Genomic DNA, 16,717 nt, shown 5'->3' with positions numbered 1-16,717 from the left:
CTATGGCGCCTGATCCGGCTGTGTGGTATCAGCCTGTGGATCAAACAGGTGGTCAAGGATTTTTCGCATGATGGGCGCGGCGGTAACGCCGTCGCTTCCGCCGTTTTCCAGAATCAAGGCAATAGCGACCTTAGGGTTTTTATACGGTGCAAAAGCGGTATAAAACACATGATCGCGCAGGCGAATGGGGATCATTTTCGCGTTGTAGGTCTGATTTTCTTTCAGGCTAAATACCTGCGACGTGCCGCTTTTGGCCGCAATGCCGTAGGGCGCGGTGTGAAAGAACTTATAGCCCGTTCCGTTGGGTGCATTCGCCATGCCATACATCGCCTGACGCACCAGTCCCCAGTATGGTGACGCCGGATCGGCTATCTGTGCCGGTGTTCCTGAAGGACGATACGGAACCACCGTTTTGCCGCTCTCTTCATTGAGTAACAGGTGAGGGGCAATCACCTTACCGTTGTTGATGAGCGCCACCATCGCTTTTACCATCTGGATGGGGGTGGCAATCCAGTAACCCTGGCCGATGCCGACAGAGATGGTATCGCCCTGATACCAGGCTTTTTTATGGACCCGCTGTTTCCATGCGCGGCTGGGAAGCAGCCCGTCATACTCTTCATTAAGGTCGATGCCCGTCGGTTTGCCATAGCCGAACTGAGACAACATCGTGTCGATACGGTCAATACCCATCATATAAGCGACCTGATAGAAAAAGGTATCCGCAGATTCCTCAATCGCTTTAGTGACATCCAGCATACCGTGTCCGGTTTTTTTCCAGTCCCGGTAATGACGCTGCGTGCCGGGAAGCGTCCAGGTTGGCGCGCCAAAGAAGGTGGTTTGCGGCGTAATAATCCCGCATAACAGCGCGGACATCGCCATATAGGGTTTAACCGTTGACGCCGGGGGATAAAGCCCTTGCGTCACGCGGTTGATCAGCGGCAGATTTTTATCGTGCAGCAGTTTGCCGTAATCCTGATAGCTAATGCCTTTTACAAAGGGGTTCGGGTCGTAGCTGGGCATAGATACCATCGCCAGCACTGAACCATCGTGCGGATCTTCAACCAGTACGGCAGCACGCTGCCCGGCCAGCAAACTTTCAATGTACTCTTGTAAATGGAGATCCAGCGTCAGGTGAATGTTCTTACCCGCGATGGGAGGAACGTCTTTCAGCAGGCGGACAATACGCCCGTGATTATCCACCTCGACCTCCTGATAACCGGTTTTGCCATGAAGATCGTTTTCGTAGTAACGCTCAATCCCCTGTTTACCGATGTTATGGTCCGCCGCGTAATTCTCTGCCAGCCCTTTTTTATCCAGCGCTTTAAGGTCGTTATCGTTTATCTTTGACACGTAACCGAGCACATGCGCCAGCTCCGCGCCGTAAGGATACTGCCGATCCTGATAGCTATTGATCGTGACGCCGTTGAAATGAAACTGATTGACCGCAAAGCGTGCGATTTCAACATCCGTTAGCGCGTTTTTGAGCACTACCGGACGATAGCGGCTACTGGATTTTAGCGCGCGGCGAAAGTCGGCGATATCGTCGGGGGAGAGATCAACAATAGGGGTGAGCTGTTTTAGCAGCGCATCCATATCGGCAATTTTATAGGGCGTAACCGCGATATCATACCAGGTTACGTTACGCACCAGCGGAATGCCGTTGCGATCGTAAATGATGCCGCGCGTGGGCGCGACGGGTAGCATCTTGATATCGTTCTCATTCGAACGGGTGGTGTAGTAGTGGTGCTGGCGGATTTGCAAGTTATAGAGGTTGAAGATCAGGATACCAAAGCAGACAACCACTACACCAAACGCCACAATCACACGTCTCAGGAAGAGTTTCTCTTCCGCATCAAAGTCTTTAAAAGTCATTACCTGTACCTGAACAATCCGCCGCCTAATGATACGGGGCGGTCAGCGCCAGCACAGGTAAAAGATGTTCCATCTCTCTATAGAAATGTGTCATTCCTTGTGATTTGTTACAGATATACCGCTGTGGCAATAAAAAGACCTGAGTCCGTTACCCGGAGTCAGGCCTGATGATGTTAACGACGGCGCGTTTACATGCGTTCTACGGTTTCGATACCCAGCGTATCCAGACCCAGTTTCAGCGTCTTCGCCGTCAGTTGCGCCAGTTTTAGGCGGCTATTGCGAACCGCGTCATTCTCGGCGCTGAGAATAGGGCAGTGCTCGTAGAAGCCGGAGAACAGCCCGGCGACGTCATACAGATACGCGCACATGACGTGCGGCGTACCTTCACGCGCGACCACCGTCAGGGTTTCTTCAAACTGCAGCAGACGGGCAGCGAGTTGCGCTTCGCGATCTTCGCTAATGATAACCGGCGCGCTCGCCAGCGCCTGCTCGTCGATGTCCGCTTTACGGAAAACAGACAGCACACGCGTATAGGCATACTGCATATAAGGAGCGGTATTGCCTTCGAAAGCCAACATATTATCCCAGTCGAAGATATAGTCAGTGGTGCGGTTTTTTGACAGATCGGCGTATTTCACCGCGCCAATACCGACGGCGTTAGCCAGTTTTTCCAGCTCGTCAGCCGGCATATCCGGGTTCTTCTCCGCCACCAGACGACGCGCGCGCTCCAGCGCCTCATCCAGCAGGTCCGCCAGTTTCACCGTACCGCCCGCGCGAGTTTTAAACGGTTTACCGTCTTTACCCAACATCATGCCGAACATGTGATGTTCCAGCGGAACGGAATCCGGCACATAACCGGCTTTACGCACAATGGTCCAGGCCTGCATCAGGTGCTGGTGCTGACGGGAGTCAATGTAGTAGAGCACGCGGTCGGCGTGCAGCGTTTCGTAACGGTATTTGGCGCAGGCGATATCGGTAGTGGTATACAGATAACCGCCATCTTTCTTCTGAATAATGACGCCCATCGGGTCGCCTTCCTTGTTTTTAAACTCATCAAGGAAAACCACCGTTGCGCCTTCGCTTTCAACCGCCAGGCCTTTGGCTTTCAGATCGGCGACGATGCCCGGCAGCATCGGATTATACAGACTTTCGCCCATCACATCGTCACGCGTCAGAGTGACGTTCAGACGATCATAGGTGATCTGGTTTTGCGTCATCGTGATGTCAACCAGCTTACGCCACATCTCACGGAAATAGGTATCACCGCTCTGCAATTTGACGACGTAGTTACGCGCGCGCTCGGCAAACGCTTCATCTTCGTCATAATGCTTTTTCGCATCGCGGTAGAATCCTTCGAGATCCGCCAGCGCCATGTCGCCCGCGTTTTCCTGCTGCTGTTTTTCCAGCCAGGCGATAAGCATACCGAACTGGGTGCCCCAGTCGCCGACGTGGTTAGCGCGAATAACATGATGGCCCAGAAACTCCAGCGTGCGTACTGCCGCATCGCCGATAATCGTGGAGCGTAGATGACCGACGTGCATCTCTTTCGCGACGTTGGGCGCGGAGTAGTCGACGACAATCGTCTGACGAGTCGGCTGAGAAACGCCCAGACGATCGGAGGCCAGCGCCTGCTGCACCTGTTCAGCGAGAAAAGCCGGTTCGAGGAAAATATTGATAAAGCCAGGGCCGGCGATTTCAACCTTGCTGGCGATGCCGCTGAGATCCAGATGAGTCAGCACCTGCTCTGCAAGTTGTCGGGGGGCCATACCCAGTTTTTTCGCAACTGCCATCATGCCGTTGGCCTGATAGTCGCCGAACTGAACTTTGGCTGACTGACGAACCTGGGGCTCGCAATCTGCAGGCGCGCCTGCAGCAATCATGGCCTGACTAACTTTTTCTGAGAGAAGAGCCTGAATATTCACCGGAATACCTTACGTTTATGAAGCGGACTGTATTGCCCGCGCCAGTTTAAGAATTAGGGCGGGAGTATACTGCAAATGCCCGTTGGCGTCAGCATTGCGCGCGCGGCGCGTCGCCTGAAATATACGCAACAATAATCTGCATAAGCATTCAATAAACGCCCAATCAAATCAAAGGTTGGTTGCCGGGGCGCAACAGCGTAAATTAGCGGTTTTCACAGCAAGAAGAGCGTCCTGATATGGCGAACTGGCAACACATTGATGAACTGCATGATATTTCCGCAGATTTACCGCGATTCACTCTGGCGTTCAGAGAACTTTCCACTCGCCTTGGTCTGCAGATCAGCGCCCTTGAGGCCGATCACATTTCATTGCGCTGTCACCAGAATACGACGGCGGAGCGTTGGCGTCGCGGTTTTGAACAATGCGGCGAGCTACTGTCGGAAAATATCATCAACGGCAGGCCGATTTGTCTGTTTAAACTGCATGAACCAGTATGTGTGGAACACTGGCGGTTTTCTGTTATTGAATTACCGTGGCCGGGAGAAAAACGCTATCCACACGAAGGGTGGGAGCATATTGAGATCGTGCTGCCCGGCGAGCCGGAGACCTTGAACGCGAGGGCTCTCGCGTTGTTGTCGGATGAGGGGCTTAGTCAGCCGGGGATAGTGGTTAAAACCAGTTCGCCACAGGGTGAGCATGAACGTTTGCCAAACCCTACGCTGGCCGTGACCGATGGCCGCGTCACGGTAAAATTTCATCCATGGTCGATTGAAGCGATTGTCGCCAGCGAACAGGCGGCCCATTAACCTGCCGAGCGGAGTGAATATGGCGTTACTTGAGATCTGTTGTTACAGCATGGAATGCGCGCTCACCGCACAGCGAAACGGCGCGGATCGTATCGAACTGTGTGCCGCGCCGAAAGAAGGGGGGCTTACGCCTTCGCTGGGTGTCTTACGCAGCGTGCGCGAGCATATTACGATTCCCGTACATCCGATTATTCGTCCTCGCGGCGGAGATTTTTACTACACTGACGGCGAATTTGCCGCCATGCTGGAAGATATCCGTCTCGTCAGAGAGTTGGGTTTTCCCGGGCTGGTTACTGGCGTGTTGACCGTTGATGGGGATGTCGATATGTCGCGAATGGAAAAAATAATGGCGGCGGCCGGACCGCTGGCGGTGACATTCCACCGCGCCTTCGATATGTGCGCTAATCCCTTCAATGCGCTAAAGAATCTGGCTGACGCAGGCGTAGCAAGAGTACTGACTTCCGGACAAAAAGCCGATGCGGCGCAAGGTTTATCAATAATTATGGAACTTATTGCCCAGGGGGATGCTCCAACCATTATGGCTGGTGCGGGGGTTCGTGCAAATAACCTGCAGAATTTCCTCGATGCCGGAGTACGGGAAGTACACAGTTCCGCCGGAGTCTTACTGCCTTCGCCGATGCGCTATCGCAATCAGGGGTTATCGATGTCTGCCGATATACAGGCGGACGAGTATTCTCGCTATAGGGTAGAGGGTGCGGCGGTCGCTGAAATGAAAGGAATCATTGTTCGCCATCAGGCCAAATGATTTTTACCGTTGCATCATGTCGCCCAATATGATGCTTGCTCGTACCAGGCCCCTGCCAATTCAACAGGGGCCTTTTTTTCTCCTTCATATTTCAAGCCGCAGCAGCGTTGGCCGCCTCGCGCACCCCGGTCACGTAGCTACCTACGTTCCCGGGGATTTGCTGCGTTGCCGCCTTGCTGCAACTTGAACTATTTTGGAGAAACGGTGCTATACGTAACGGTCATTCGGCAATCCATCACGGTTTACGCGCAATCAGCACCGCGCGCTGCGGGGCGGGATAGCCTTCCACCGTCTTGCTGCGATCGTTCGGGTCAAGAAAATCGGCCAGCGACTCGGTAACCATCCATTCGGTACGGCGCTGCTCTTCGGTGGTAGTGACGCAAACGTCAGCGATACGCACATCAACAAAGCCGCATTTTTCCAGCCATTTTTTTAATGCCGGCGCGGAAGGAATAAAATAGACGTTACGCATCTGCGCGTAGCGGTCACCCGGCACCAAAACGGTATTTTCGTCGCCGTCGACGACCAGCGTTTCCAGTACCAGTTCACCCTCGTTGACCAACTGATCTTTTAACTGCCACAGATGCTCCAGCGGCGAGCGACGGTGATAAAGCACCCCCATCGAGAAGACGGTATCAAATGCTTTCAGCGCCGGGAGTTGTTCAATGCCCAACGGCAGCAGATGCGCGCGCTGATCGTTACCCAACAGTTTACGCACCGCCTCAAACTGGCAGAGGAAAAGCTGCGTAGGATCGATGCCGACCGCCAGATGTGCGCCCGCGCCAATCATCCGCCACAGGTGATAGCCGCTGCCGCAGCCGACATCAAGGATCGTCCGGCCGGTTAAATCTGACAGATGCGGCAGTACGCGATCCCACTTCCAGTCGGAGCGCCATTCGGTATCAATATCTACGCCATAAAGCGAGAACGGGCCTTTACGCCACGGCATCAGATTACGCAGCAATGTATCAATACGCTTTAGCTGACCTTCACTGAGCGGCGTTTCGCTTTCCGCCGTGACGCTGTGCAGTAAATCCAGCCGCCAGGGCGTCATTTCCGGTAAAAATTCTACCGCGTTCGACCACTGTTTAAACAAGCCATGCTGCTGCTCGCGTTGCCAGGCGGCAATCTGCGCGGGCAATGTTTCCAGCCAGTGGGAGAGATGATTTTTAGCAATGAGCTGATAAAAGTTACCAAACTCGATCATGCGGCAACTCCGGCTTTTAACGCGACAAGCGACCCGAAGTTAAAGCACTGGAACCACAGTTCACTGTGTTCGAAACCCGCCTTACGCAGGCGCGCTTTATGTGTTTCCACCGAGTCGGTGAGCATCACGTTTTCCAGCATACTGCGCTTCTGGCTGATCTCCAGTTCGCTGTACCCATTAGCGCGTTTAAAATCGTGGTGCATGTTGAATAACAGCTCGCCCACTTTCGCGTCTTCAAAGCTAAATTTTTCCGACAGTACCAGCGCGCCGCCGGGATTCAACCCCAGGTAAATCTTATCCAGCAATGCCTGGCGTTCGGCAGGTTCAAGGAATTGCAGGGTAAAATTCAGCACCACCATCGAGGCGTTTTCAATAGTGATATCGCGGATATCGCCTTCAACGACTTCAACCGGCGTAGGCGCTTTATACGCATCAATATGACGGCGGCAGCGTTCAATCATGGCCGGGGAGTTATCGACGGCGATAATGCGACAATGCTCATGGCGGATATTACGCCGAACAGACAGCGTCGCGGCGCCCAGCGAGCAGCCCAGATCGTAGACCTGCGTGTTCGGCTGCACAAAGCGTTCAGCTAACATGCCGATCATGGAGATGATGTTGGAGTAGCCTGGTACCGAACGCTGAATCATGTCGGGGAAAACTTCGGCTACTCGTTCATCAAAAGTCCAGTCGCCGAGACGGGCGATAGGCGCAGAAAAAAGCGTGTCGCGGTGAGACATAACGTATACATCCGGGAAAAATAAAGGCGCATATTGTGCGCTAATACAGGGAGAAAACCAACTCCCAGGGCATATACCACAGGTTTGCCAGCACCATCAGCAACAATGCGCACCAGGTCGCGCTCATCCCCGCCCGCCGCCAGCGGAACAGGCGGTGGTGAAAACCGTAATAATGCATCAGCCGACCGGCGATTAAAATGATGCCGCAGAAATGCACCATCCACGTTTCGGCGCCGTTCATTTCCATAAACAGCAGCAGCACCAGCGCGACAGGAATATATTCCACCGCGTTGCCATGAATACGGATGGCGCTTTGCAATTCGCTAAAACCGCCGTCGCCATAGGCGACACGGTACTGCATTCGCAAGCGAACGACATTAAAAGAGAACTTCATTAATAATAACGCACCCAAAACGGCATACAGCGCGCTTACCATACAAACTCCCTTTTAAAATGGCTGATGGCACTGTCTATGATAGGGGGCATTTTCAGAAAAGAGAAGATTGCTGTGGAATGGACGGAGCAGTGCCGATTTCCGGTAAGACGCTGCGTAAATCATGCCAAAGCGTATTCACCAGTTCCGGCGCCTGCGCGATATCCGGAGTATGTAAAAACAGAAAAGGCGTGGTGGTCTGCCGCCACTGCGGGAGTTTCTGCAACCAGGCGGCGAAAAATTCACGGTTTTGCGCCATATTATCGCTACCGATAAAACGCACCATCGGGTGGCTGGCCGTCACGACCGCATGTACCGGGACTTTGGGTTTTTTTCGCTGCGCGTCGCGGACGGCCTCGCTGTGGGGATGGGCGGCATGTACCGGACGACTATCCAGGATCACGCGGTTTACGCCGCGCGCGTGTAACCCGCGATTGAGCCGCTGTTCATCCTCACCTTTGTCAAAAAAACACGGATGACGAACTTCTACGCCGTAGGTAAACGTGGCGGGGAGCGCATCAAGAAACTGCCATAAGGCGGGGAGATCGCGCGGTCCAAAGGCGGCGGGCAACTGCAGCCAGTATTGGCCAATACGCGTTTCCAGCGGTGCCAGCCGGGTAAAAAACGCCTGTACCAGATCGTCGCAATGGCGCAGCGCGGCCTGGTGAGAAATGGTGGCGGGAAATTTAAAGCAAAAACGGAAATCGTCCGTAGTTTGCGCATACCAGCGATCGACAATTTCCGCTTTCGGCAGCGCGTAAAGCGTGGTGTTGCCCTCCACGCAATTAAAGTGGCGGGCATACTCTTCCAGACTGGTGATGCCGAGCCGCGCCCATTTCGGGTGCGACCATTGCGGCAAGCCAATGTAGATCATAAGGCGTTTAAAATATCCTCTACGCTGCGTACCCGGCCAATGCGCGGGAAAATATGCGTCATACTGCTCTGATGCTGCTCACTGCTGGCGGCGCTACAGGCATCTTCGGCAATAATAAGGTTAAATCCCAACTCCCAGGCGTTGCGCGCTGTGGATTCGACGCCGATATTGGTTGAGATCCCGCACAATATGATGGTGTCGATACCCCGGCGGCGAAGCTGTAATTCCAGGTCGGTGCCGTAAAACGCGCCCCACTGGCGTTTAGTCACTTCCAGATCGCTGTCCTTTTTACCCAAGGCCGTAGGCCAGGTCCACCAGTTTTCCGGCAACGCGTGCGCAGGCGTTGCGGCATCCACCGGCTGTTTTAACGCTTCGGCATAATCATCAGACCATCCAACGCGTACCATAACCACGGGCGAGCCGTTGGCGCGACACTTTTCTGCCAGCCGCGCGGCGCGGGCGACCACCTCATTTGCCGTATACGGGCCGCCGGCAAACGGAAGAATTCCTTCCTGTAAATCAATAACCACCAGGGCGGTTGTGGTCGCGTTGAGTTTCAGCATGATAATCATTCTCCTAAAAATAGCGGATTTCATTACACCTTAAGCGCGATTAAAGAGGAAAGCGGCGACAAATATTGTTAATTTTTGTGAGCATACGCAATACCCGCGTGAAAAACCCGGGTACAGTCAGTATGAACCGGGCGTCGATACCGCATGAAACGGGCAAGTTATCGCTCCCATGCTGGATTGACTCTTATCGTGCGGCAGAATTTCCAGTATAATAGCCGCCTTTTTTCATCCAGTTGTGACATACAGCTAAAGCTGCGACTTCGTCGCCTGCATGGCAGGCAACAATCCGCCTGCGGCTAAGTTAAGGGATATCTCATGCGTACAGAATATTGCGGACAGCTACGTCTGTCCCACGTGGGGCAGCAGGTGACTCTGTGTGGTTGGGTCAACCGTCGTCGTGATCTTGGCAGCCTGATCTTTATCGATATGCGCGACCGCGAAGGTATTGTGCAGGTGTTCTTCGATCCGGATCGTGCGGACGCGTTAAAGCTGGCCTCTGAACTGCGTAATGAGTTCTGCATTCAGGTTACGGGCACCGTGCGTGCGCGTGACGCGAAAAACGTCAATGCGGATATGGCGACCGGCGAAATTGAAGTGCTGGCGTCCTCTCTCACTATCATCAACCGCGCAGACTCACTGCCGCTTGACGCTAACCACGTTAATACCGAAGAGGCGCGTCTCAAGTACCGCTATCTGGATTTGCGTCGTCCGGAAATGGCGCAGCGCCTGAAAACTCGCGCCAAAATTACCAGCCTGGTGCGTCGTTTTATGGACGATCACGGTTTCCTTGATATTGAAACGCCGATGCTGACCAAAGCCACGCCGGAAGGCGCGCGCGACTATCTGGTGCCTTCGCGCGTGCACAAAGGTAAATTCTACGCGTTGCCGCAGTCGCCGCAGCTGTTCAAACAGCTCCTGATGATGTCCGGTTTCGACCGTTACTATCAGATAGTCAAATGCTTCCGTGATGAAGACTTACGTGCTGACCGTCAGCCGGAGTTTACTCAGATCGACGTCGAGACCTCCTTCATGACCGCGCCACAGGTGCGCGAAGTGATGGAAGCGCTGGTGCGCCATTTGTGGCTGGAAGTGAAAGGCGTGGATCTGGGGGATTTCCCGGTCATGACGTTTGCCGAAGCGGAACGTCGTTACGGTTCCGACAAACCAGACCTGCGTAACCCGATGGAGCTGGTGGATGTCGCTGACCTGCTGAAATCGGTAGAGTTCGCGGTCTTCGCGGGCCCGGCTAACGATCCGAAAGGCCGCGTGGCAGCGCTGCGTGTGCCTGGCGGCGCACAGCTTAGCCGTAAGCAGATCGACGATTACGGTAACTTTGTTAAGATCTACGGCGCGAAAGGCCTGGCGTATATCAAAGTTAACGAGCGCGCGAAAGGTCTGGACGGGATTAACAGTCCGGTGGCCAAGTTCCTGACCGCCGACATCGTCGACGCTATCCTTGAACGTACCGGCGCGCAGGACGGCGACATGATCTTCTTCGGCGCAGATAACAAAAAAGTGGTTGCCGATGCGCTGGGCGCGCTGCGTCTGAAACTGGGCAAAGACCTGAACCTGACCGACGAAGACAAATGGGCGCCGCTGTGGGTGATTGACTTCCCGATGTTCGAAGACGACGGCGAAGGCGGTCTGACCGCGATGCACCATCCGTTCACCGCCCCGCGTGACATGACGGCGTCTGAACTGAAAACTGCGCCGGAAGAAGCCGTCGCTAACGCTTACGATATGGTGATTAACGGCTATGAAGTGGGCGGCGGTTCGGTGCGTATTCACAACGGTGAAATGCAGCAAACCGTATTTGGTATTCTCGGTATCAATGAGCAGGAGCAGCGCGAGAAGTTCGGCTTCCTGTTGGATGCGTTGAAATACGGTACGCCGCCGCACGCGGGCCTGGCGTTTGGTCTGGACCGTCTGACCATGCTGTTGACCGGCACCGACAATATTCGTGATGTTATCGCCTTCCCGAAAACGACCGCCGCCGCGTGTCTGATGACCGAAGCGCCGAGTTTCGCCAACCAGGCAGCGTTGACGGAGTTGGGTATTCAGGTTGTGAAGAAAGCCGAGAATAACTGATATGAACAATGTACACGACATCATTCGCGTGATATCACGGCGGCCCGCAAGGGCGAGTCTCATCCGTCACCCAACAGCCAACAACGAGGTCGCGTGAAGGATAAAGTGTACAAGCGCCCCGTTTCGGTCCTGGTGGTTATTTTCGCGCAGGATACGAAACGGGTGCTAATGTTGCAGCGACGCGATGACCCGGATTTTTGGCAGTCAGTGACTGGCAGCATAGAAGAAGGGGAGACCGCGTTGCAGGCCGCCGTACGTGAAGTCAAAGAAGAGGTCACGATTGATGTTGCGGCAGAGCAACTGACCTTAATCGACTGCCAACGTACGGTGGAGTTTGAAATTTTTTCACATTTACGTCATCGCTATGCGCCGGGCGTCATGCACAATACAGAATTCTGGTTCTGCCTTGCGTTACCGCATGAGCGGCAGGTGATATTCACTGAACATCTGACGTACCAGTGGCTTGATGCGCCTGACGCGGCGGCGCTTACCAAGTCCTGGAGTAACCGGCAAGCGATTGAAGAGTTTGTCATTAACGTCGCCTGAAAAGGCGCGCTTTTTTTGAGGAAATATTTATGGCAGGTCATAGTAAATGGGCCAACACCAGACATCGTAAAGCTGCGCAGGATGCCAAGCGCGGTAAAATCTTCACTAAAATTATTCGTGAACTGGTAACGGCAGCTAAATTGGGCGGCGGCGATCCGGATGCCAACCCGCGTCTGCGCGCGGCTGTAGATAAAGCGCTGGCCAACAACATGACCCGCGACACTCTGAACCGTGCCATCGCTCGCGGTGTGGGTGGTGATGAAGACTCGAACATGGAAACCATCATCTATGAAGGTTATGGTCCTGGCGGCACGGCCATTATGATTGAGTGTCTGAGTGACAACCGTAACCGTACCGTAGCGGAAGTGCGTCATGCTTTCAGCAAGTGCGGCGGTAATCTGGGTACCGATGGCTCAGTGGCGTACCTGTTCAGTAAGAAAGGGGTCATCTCCTTTGAGAAAGGCGATGAAGACACCATCATGGAAGCCGCTCTGGAAGCTGGCGCGGAAGATGTTGTGACCTATGATGATGGCGCGATTGATGTTTACACTGCCTGGGAAGAGATGGGCAAAGTGCGTGACGCGCTGGAAGCGGCGGGTCTGAAAGCGGACAGCGCCGAAGTGTCCATGATCCCGTCAACCAAAGCGGATATGGATGCGGAAACCGCGCCGAAACTGCTACGTCTGATCGATATGCTGGAAGACTGTGACGATGTTCAGGAAGTCTACCATAACGGTGAGATCTCTGATGAGGTGGCGGCGACCCTGTAATGGTGCTGTTAAACGCCGGCGGGCAGGGGGTATAGCGTGTCGATTATTCTCGGTATTGACCCCGGCTCGCGCATTACCGGTTATGGCGTTATCCGCCAGGTAGGCAGACAACTGACCTATCTGGGCAGCGGATGTATTCGCACCAAAGTCGATGATTTGCCGTCTCGTTTGAAGCTCATATACGCAGGCGTGACGGAAATCATCACGCAGTTCCAGCCGGACTATTTTGCTATCGAACAGGTGTTTATGGCGAAGAACGCCGATTCAGCCCTCAAGCTGGGACAGGCGCGCGGCGTCGCGATTGTCGCCGCGGTCAACCAGGAACTGCCCGTGTTTGAATACGCGGCGCGTCAGGTGAAGCAAACCGTCGTCGGTATTGGTAGCGCGGAAAAAAGCCAGGTTCAGCATATGGTGCGCACGTTGCTCAAACTGCCCGCTAACCCGCAGGCCGATGCCGCAGATGCGCTGGCTATCGCCATTACGCATTGCCACGTTAGCCAGAACGCGATGCAAATGAGCGAGAGCCGACTCAATCTGGCGCGGGGAAGGTTGCGCTAAATCATTCTCCCTCAGCCTCGCGTTGAGGGGTTTCAATTCCACAGGCGCTAATTAATTCTAAATTGGGATGATGCCACAGGCTGGCTGGCGTCACCGTCTTACGATCCCACGGGATTGAACCTAAAAACCAGAACTTCCAGAAGGTGAGTTTCGCATCAGGATTGCTGTGAAGTAATTCTTCGAATGTCTCAATATCGCCTACCGGAATACACAATGCTTCTTTATAGATATCAAACACAAATTTCGAGCAGAACTGGCGCGATGACTCGTATTTAAACCCCGTGTGATAAAACTTATTCAGCCGGGCGGGAACCTGTTCCATGATGGCGAGTTTCTGTTCGACCGTCAGGCCGCCGCACAGGCGACGAACCGCGTAACGTTGTCCGGCTGAACGTTGTATAAACAGTGACAGCGTGGTGACGGTTGAGAGGGGGACGCGACTTTCCGCCACCAGATAGTCATCACCATTATGACCAATAATAATCCCAACATGGTTGCTCCAGCACTGTGAAGCGGTGGATATCTGGCCGAAAAGCGCGGCACCTATACAGGTAAAGACGATATCCCCGGTTTCATATTGGACAGAATAATGTTTTTTCATCTCTGCATTCCATTATTTGAAATAAATTCCTTTTATTTATTCTACAGGGTAGTTAGCATTATACCAGATAAATGACAAGCCTTAGTGTCATCGAAATATGCATGGTGAATATTTCATTTATTGGAATTAATGTCGCAAATATATCTGAGGGGAATTAAGGTGGTAAATTTCTCATCATCTGATCTCTCATATTGACAGGGAGTATGACGTGGTTGATGATAGACCAATGAGAATAGGTTGGATGTTTTATTTTTCTTATGTTTTTGTTGCTATTATCTTTCATCTGTTTATTAGTTTTTGTTATTGTTTGAGTATTGATATGGCAGAGGCTAATACCGTTGTTTTTTTATTAAAGCCAGGGACGATTTCATTATTATTTTTACTTCTCCCTGCCAGGCGGTTCAGAACCAGACTGTTGGCAACATTGAGTTCAGTTTTCATTACCTTAGTATTTAACCAGTGGCATTTGGTTGCAGGGAATAAAGAACTGGTTTTGTGCCTGCAGGCAGCGTGCTTTATGGCTTTCCTGGCTATGACATCGGTAAAAAAATCCGGGTGGATGATTAGCGCATCATTATTTTTGGTTTGTGCGGCCGGAACGATTCGCCAGTGCTGGCTGGAACAGCTGTTTAACGCTGCCGATATATATATTGTTGATGATGGGCGGAGCTGTGGCGCCAGCGGCCACTGCTTCCAGTATATTGCAGCAAAAGGTCGTGGGTTAGCAGCAAAACGACAGGCACTTTTTAGTAGCGAAGAGTATGTGAATATTTATTATAGTTATTCAGAAGGGATACCAGCCGTGAATTTCGATGGCATGAAAAATGAGTTTGTACAATATTTATTGTGTCATGGCGAATTAAAATCTGTTGCGCGCGACGATAAAACAACATGCGATTAAATTCAGCTCTAGTGGTTAATATTATTAAATCTATTATCGGGTCTGTTTTTTTGGTGCCCCGATGTTCCGCTGTTGGCATTCGTACTGGATACATTATTAGTGTTATCAGGATACTCATTATTGAAGACTACCGAACGTGCGCCACGGCATGTTGGCAAAAGTTATTCGCGTAGGACGCAAAAAGTTGTCAATGAGTGTACGACTTATTTTGTACGCAGCGGGGAGCGTACCCGTCGTTAACCATCGCGGGATGTCGGAGTAGAGAAATATCGGGATACGTGTTTTTCATCTGGATAAACATCCAGTCTTTTTTTATGATAGTGCATTATCTTTTCAGCCCTTTACGCAGGAGCGTCATGTGATAGGCAGACTCAGAGGCATTATTCTCGAAAAACAACCCCCGATCGTGCTGCTGGAGACAGGGGGCGTAGGCTATGAAGTACATATGCCTATGACCTGCTTTTACGAGCTGCCGGAGGCCGGGCAGGAGGCAATCGTCTTCACCCACTTTGTGGTGCGTGAAGATGCGCAGTTGTTGTACGGATTCAACAATAAGCAAGAGCGCACGCTGTTTAAAGAGCTAATTAAAACGAATGGCGTCGGGCCTAAGCTGGCGCTGGCGATTCTCTCCGGCATGTCGGCGCAGCAGTTTGTGAATGCGGTTGAGCGCGAAGAGCTTGGCGCACTGGTGAAGCTGCCGGGTATCGGCAAGAAAACCGCCGAAAGGCTGATTGTCGAAATGAAAGACCGCTTTAAAGGGCTACATGGCGATCTCTTTACGCCAGCGGTCGATCTGGTATTGACATCGCCGGCCAGCCCAGGCTCGGAAGATGCAGAACAAGAAGCAGTTGCTGCGCTGGTGGCGCTGGGTTATAAACCGCAAGAAGCCAGTCGGATGGTAAGCAAGATCGCCCGTCCGGATGCAAGCAGTGAAACACTGATTCGCGACGCGTTACGCGCCGCGTTATGAGGTAAAGGATGATAGAAGCAGATCGCCTGATTTCAGCAGGCGCCACGATCGCAGAAGACGTCGCCGATCGCGCCATTCGCCCGAAGTTTTTGGCGGAATATGTCGGCCAACCGCAGGTGCGCTCCCAGATGGAGATCTTTATTCAGGCGGCAAAACTGCGTGGCGATGCACTAGATCACTTGCTGATTTTCGGCCCGCCAGGGTTAGGTAAAACGACTCTGGCGAATATCGTTGCCAATGAAATGGGCGTCAATCTCCGAACCACGTCCGGCCCGGTGCTGGAAAAAGCAGGCGATCTGGCGGCTATGCTCACCAATCTTGAACCGCATGATGTGCTGTTTATTGATGAGATTCACCGGCTTTCACCGGTGGTGGAAGAAGTACTCTATCCGGCGATGGAAGATTACCAGTTGGATATTATGATTGGCGAAGGGCCTGCTGCACGTTCAATTAAAATCGATCTGCCGCCGTTTACGCTCATTGGCGCGACGACGCGCGCCGGGTCGTTAACGTCCCCGCTACGCGACCGTTTTGGTATTGTGCAGCGCCTGGAGTTCTACCAGGTGCCCGATCTGCAGCACATCGTCGGGCGCAGCGCAAGGCACATGGGGCTTGAGATGAGCGATGACGGCGCGCTGGAAGTGGCGCGTCGGGCGCGCGGTACGCCGCGTATAGCCAACCGCCTGCTCAGACGTGTGCGTGATTTCGCCGAGGTGAAGCATGACGGGGCTATTTCAGCGGAAATTGCCGCGCAGGCGCTGGATATGCTGAACGTCGATGCGGAAGGGTTTGACTATATGGATCGCAAGCTGCTGCTGGCGGTTATTGATAAATTCTTCGGTGGACCGGTCGGCCTGGATAACCTGGCGGCGGCGATTGGCGAAGAGCGTGAAACCATTGAGGATGTGCTGGAGCCGTATCTGATTCAGCAAGGCTTTTTGCAGCGCACGCCGCGTGGGCGTATGGCAACGGTGCGCGCCTGGAACCATTTCGGGATCACGCCGCCAGAGATGCCTTAGCGCCTGAAGTCGCTGCGCTCATCAGACCTGGGCGATTTTGTAGGCCCGGTAAGCGCAGCGCCACCGGGCAAC

The 16,717-nt window shown here is 53.2% G+C and carries 17 protein-coding genes; 9 read left to right on the top strand and 8 right to left on the bottom strand.

Features of this window, described 5'->3' with window-relative positions:
- Both mrdA and argS read right to left on the bottom strand, forming a co-directional pair.
- Positions 1-1,872: a penicillin-binding protein 2 gene (mrdA, locus tag NAZ64_RS11365; protein WP_023200532.1), complete on the bottom strand. Its 1,872-nt coding sequence runs from the start codon at positions 1,870-1,872 to the stop codon at positions 1-3.
- A gap of 188 nt (positions 1,873-2,060) precedes the next feature.
- Complete coding sequence (argS, locus tag NAZ64_RS11360) at positions 2,061-3,794, bottom strand: arginine--tRNA ligase (RefSeq protein WP_001025360.1); 1,734 nt, start codon at positions 3,792-3,794, stop codon at positions 2,061-2,063.
- A gap of 236 nt (positions 3,795-4,030) precedes the next feature.
- Between argS and NAZ64_RS11355 the strand changes: the two genes are divergently transcribed.
- Positions 4,031-4,600, top strand: coding sequence for a VOC family protein (locus NAZ64_RS11355; protein WP_000024796.1), 570 nt, complete (start codon positions 4,031-4,033; stop codon positions 4,598-4,600).
- A gap of 19 nt (positions 4,601-4,619) precedes the next feature.
- A complete protein-coding gene (cutC, locus tag NAZ64_RS11350) occupies positions 4,620-5,366 on the top strand; it encodes a copper homeostasis protein CutC (RefSeq protein WP_001185780.1) in 747 nt (248 codons plus the stop codon).
- Between the two features lie 235 nt (positions 5,367-5,601).
- Here cutC and cmoB read toward each other — a convergent pair whose 3' ends face one another.
- Genes cmoB through NAZ64_RS11325 form a run of 5 tightly spaced genes read right to left on the bottom strand, consistent with a single transcriptional unit; the run spans position 5,602 to position 9,183 of the window.
- Positions 5,602-6,573, bottom strand: coding sequence for a tRNA 5-methoxyuridine(34)/uridine 5-oxyacetic acid(34) synthase CmoB (gene cmoB, locus NAZ64_RS11345; RefSeq protein WP_031605237.1), 972 nt, complete (start codon positions 6,571-6,573; stop codon positions 5,602-5,604).
- Positions 6,570-7,313, bottom strand: coding sequence for a carboxy-S-adenosyl-L-methionine synthase CmoA (gene cmoA / locus NAZ64_RS11340; protein WP_000019607.1), 744 nt, complete (start codon positions 7,311-7,313; stop codon positions 6,570-6,572). The genes cmoB and cmoA overlap by 4 nt, the downstream gene beginning before the upstream one ends.
- Positions 7,314-7,353: 40 nt before the next feature.
- Positions 7,354-7,749, bottom strand: a complete 396-nt coding sequence (locus tag NAZ64_RS11335) for an MAPEG family protein (protein ID WP_220569828.1) — start codon at positions 7,747-7,749, stop codon at positions 7,354-7,356.
- A 52-nt stretch (positions 7,750-7,801) separates the two neighbouring features.
- Positions 7,802-8,620 (bottom strand): DUF72 domain-containing protein, encoded by an 819-nt coding sequence (locus NAZ64_RS11330; protein ID WP_000639226.1) that lies wholly within the window; start codon positions 8,618-8,620, stop codon positions 7,802-7,804.
- Positions 8,617-9,183: a hydrolase gene (locus NAZ64_RS11325; protein WP_000916144.1), complete on the bottom strand. Its 567-nt coding sequence runs from the start codon at positions 9,181-9,183 to the stop codon at positions 8,617-8,619. The genes NAZ64_RS11330 and NAZ64_RS11325 overlap by 4 nt, the downstream gene beginning before the upstream one ends.
- A 324-nt stretch (positions 9,184-9,507) precedes the next feature.
- Between NAZ64_RS11325 and aspS the strand changes: the two genes are divergently transcribed.
- The 4 genes from aspS to ruvC all read left to right on the top strand — a co-directional run bounded on the left by aspS (position 9,508) and on the right by ruvC (position 13,154).
- Positions 9,508-11,280, top strand: a complete 1,773-nt coding sequence (gene aspS, locus NAZ64_RS11320; protein ID WP_001258627.1) for an aspartate--tRNA ligase — start codon at positions 9,508-9,510, stop codon at positions 11,278-11,280.
- Between the two features lie 93 nt (positions 11,281-11,373).
- Positions 11,374-11,826 (top strand): dihydroneopterin triphosphate diphosphatase, encoded by a 453-nt coding sequence (gene nudB / locus NAZ64_RS11315; protein WP_000653693.1) that lies wholly within the window; start codon positions 11,374-11,376, stop codon positions 11,824-11,826.
- 29 nt (positions 11,827-11,855) lie between these two features.
- Positions 11,856-12,596 (top strand): YebC/PmpR family DNA-binding transcriptional regulator, encoded by a 741-nt coding sequence (locus NAZ64_RS11310; protein WP_000907242.1) that lies wholly within the window; start codon positions 11,856-11,858, stop codon positions 12,594-12,596.
- Positions 12,597-12,632: 36 nt separating this feature from the next.
- The gene (gene ruvC / locus NAZ64_RS11305; RefSeq protein WP_000022509.1) at positions 12,633-13,154 is read left to right on the top strand and encodes a crossover junction endodeoxyribonuclease RuvC; all 522 of its coding nucleotides are present in this window, start codon (positions 12,633-12,635) and stop codon (positions 13,152-13,154) included.
- A gap of 1 nt (position 13,155) precedes the next feature.
- Here the strand turns inward: ruvC and NAZ64_RS11300 are convergent, their stop codons facing one another.
- Complete coding sequence (locus NAZ64_RS11300) at positions 13,156-13,755, bottom strand: YebB family permuted papain-like enzyme (RefSeq protein ID WP_023208334.1); 600 nt, start codon at positions 13,753-13,755, stop codon at positions 13,156-13,158.
- Positions 13,756-13,963: 208 nt separating this feature from the next.
- Here NAZ64_RS11300 and NAZ64_RS11295 point away from each other — a divergent pair, with 208 nt between their 5' ends.
- From NAZ64_RS11295 to ruvB, 3 genes are all read left to right on the top strand, one after another.
- Positions 13,964-14,656 carry a hypothetical protein gene (locus tag NAZ64_RS11295; RefSeq protein WP_220569830.1) on the top strand — a complete coding sequence of 231 codons (693 nt, stop codon included), beginning with the start codon at positions 13,964-13,966 and terminating at the stop codon, positions 14,654-14,656.
- 358 nt (positions 14,657-15,014) lie between these two features.
- Positions 15,015-15,626, top strand: a complete 612-nt coding sequence (gene ruvA, locus NAZ64_RS11290; protein WP_000580333.1) for a Holliday junction branch migration protein RuvA — start codon at positions 15,015-15,017, stop codon at positions 15,624-15,626.
- Positions 15,627-15,634: 8 nt separating this feature from the next.
- Positions 15,635-16,645 (top strand): Holliday junction branch migration DNA helicase RuvB, encoded by a 1,011-nt coding sequence (gene ruvB, locus NAZ64_RS11285; RefSeq protein WP_000568502.1) that lies wholly within the window; start codon positions 15,635-15,637, stop codon positions 16,643-16,645.
- Positions 16,646-16,717: the final 72 nt, after the last annotated feature.

Source organism: Salmonella sp. A1325 (assembly GCF_056991255.1).
The sequence above is the reverse complement of the archived record's forward strand: the minus strand, read 5'-3'. Positions and strand labels throughout refer to the sequence as shown.

What these genes read in the sequence shown, in the direction of transcription:
- cmoB (WP_031605237.1), bottom strand. Translation starts at nt 6,573, where the DNA reads ATGATCGAGTTTGGTAACTTTTATCAGCTCATTGCTAAAAATCATCTC.
- NAZ64_RS11325 (WP_000916144.1), bottom strand. Translation starts at nt 9,183, where the DNA reads ATGCTGAAACTCAACGCGACCACAACCGCCCTGGTGGTTATTGATTTA.
- cutC (WP_001185780.1), top strand. Translation starts at nt 4,620, where the DNA reads ATGGCGTTACTTGAGATCTGTTGTTACAGCATGGAATGCGCGCTCACC.
- NAZ64_RS11310 (WP_000907242.1), top strand. Translation starts at nt 11,856, where the DNA reads ATGGCAGGTCATAGTAAATGGGCCAACACCAGACATCGTAAAGCTGCG.
- NAZ64_RS11335 (WP_220569828.1), bottom strand. Translation starts at nt 7,749, where the DNA reads ATGGTAAGCGCGCTGTATGCCGTTTTGGGTGCGTTATTATTAATGAAG.
- aspS (WP_001258627.1), top strand. Translation starts at nt 9,508, where the DNA reads ATGCGTACAGAATATTGCGGACAGCTACGTCTGTCCCACGTGGGGCAG.
- NAZ64_RS11300 (WP_023208334.1), bottom strand. Translation starts at nt 13,755, where the DNA reads ATGAAAAAACATTATTCTGTCCAATATGAAACCGGGGATATCGTCTTT.
- ruvB (WP_000568502.1), top strand. Translation starts at nt 15,635, where the DNA reads ATGATAGAAGCAGATCGCCTGATTTCAGCAGGCGCCACGATCGCAGAA.
- mrdA (WP_023200532.1), bottom strand. Translation starts at nt 1,872, where the DNA reads ATGACTTTTAAAGACTTTGATGCGGAAGAGAAACTCTTCCTGAGACGT.
- NAZ64_RS11330 (WP_000639226.1), bottom strand. Translation starts at nt 8,620, where the DNA reads ATGATCTACATTGGCTTGCCGCAATGGTCGCACCCGAAATGGGCGCGG.
- cmoA (WP_000019607.1), bottom strand. Translation starts at nt 7,313, where the DNA reads ATGTCTCACCGCGACACGCTTTTTTCTGCGCCTATCGCCCGTCTCGGC.
- NAZ64_RS11355 (WP_000024796.1), top strand. Translation starts at nt 4,031, where the DNA reads ATGGCGAACTGGCAACACATTGATGAACTGCATGATATTTCCGCAGAT.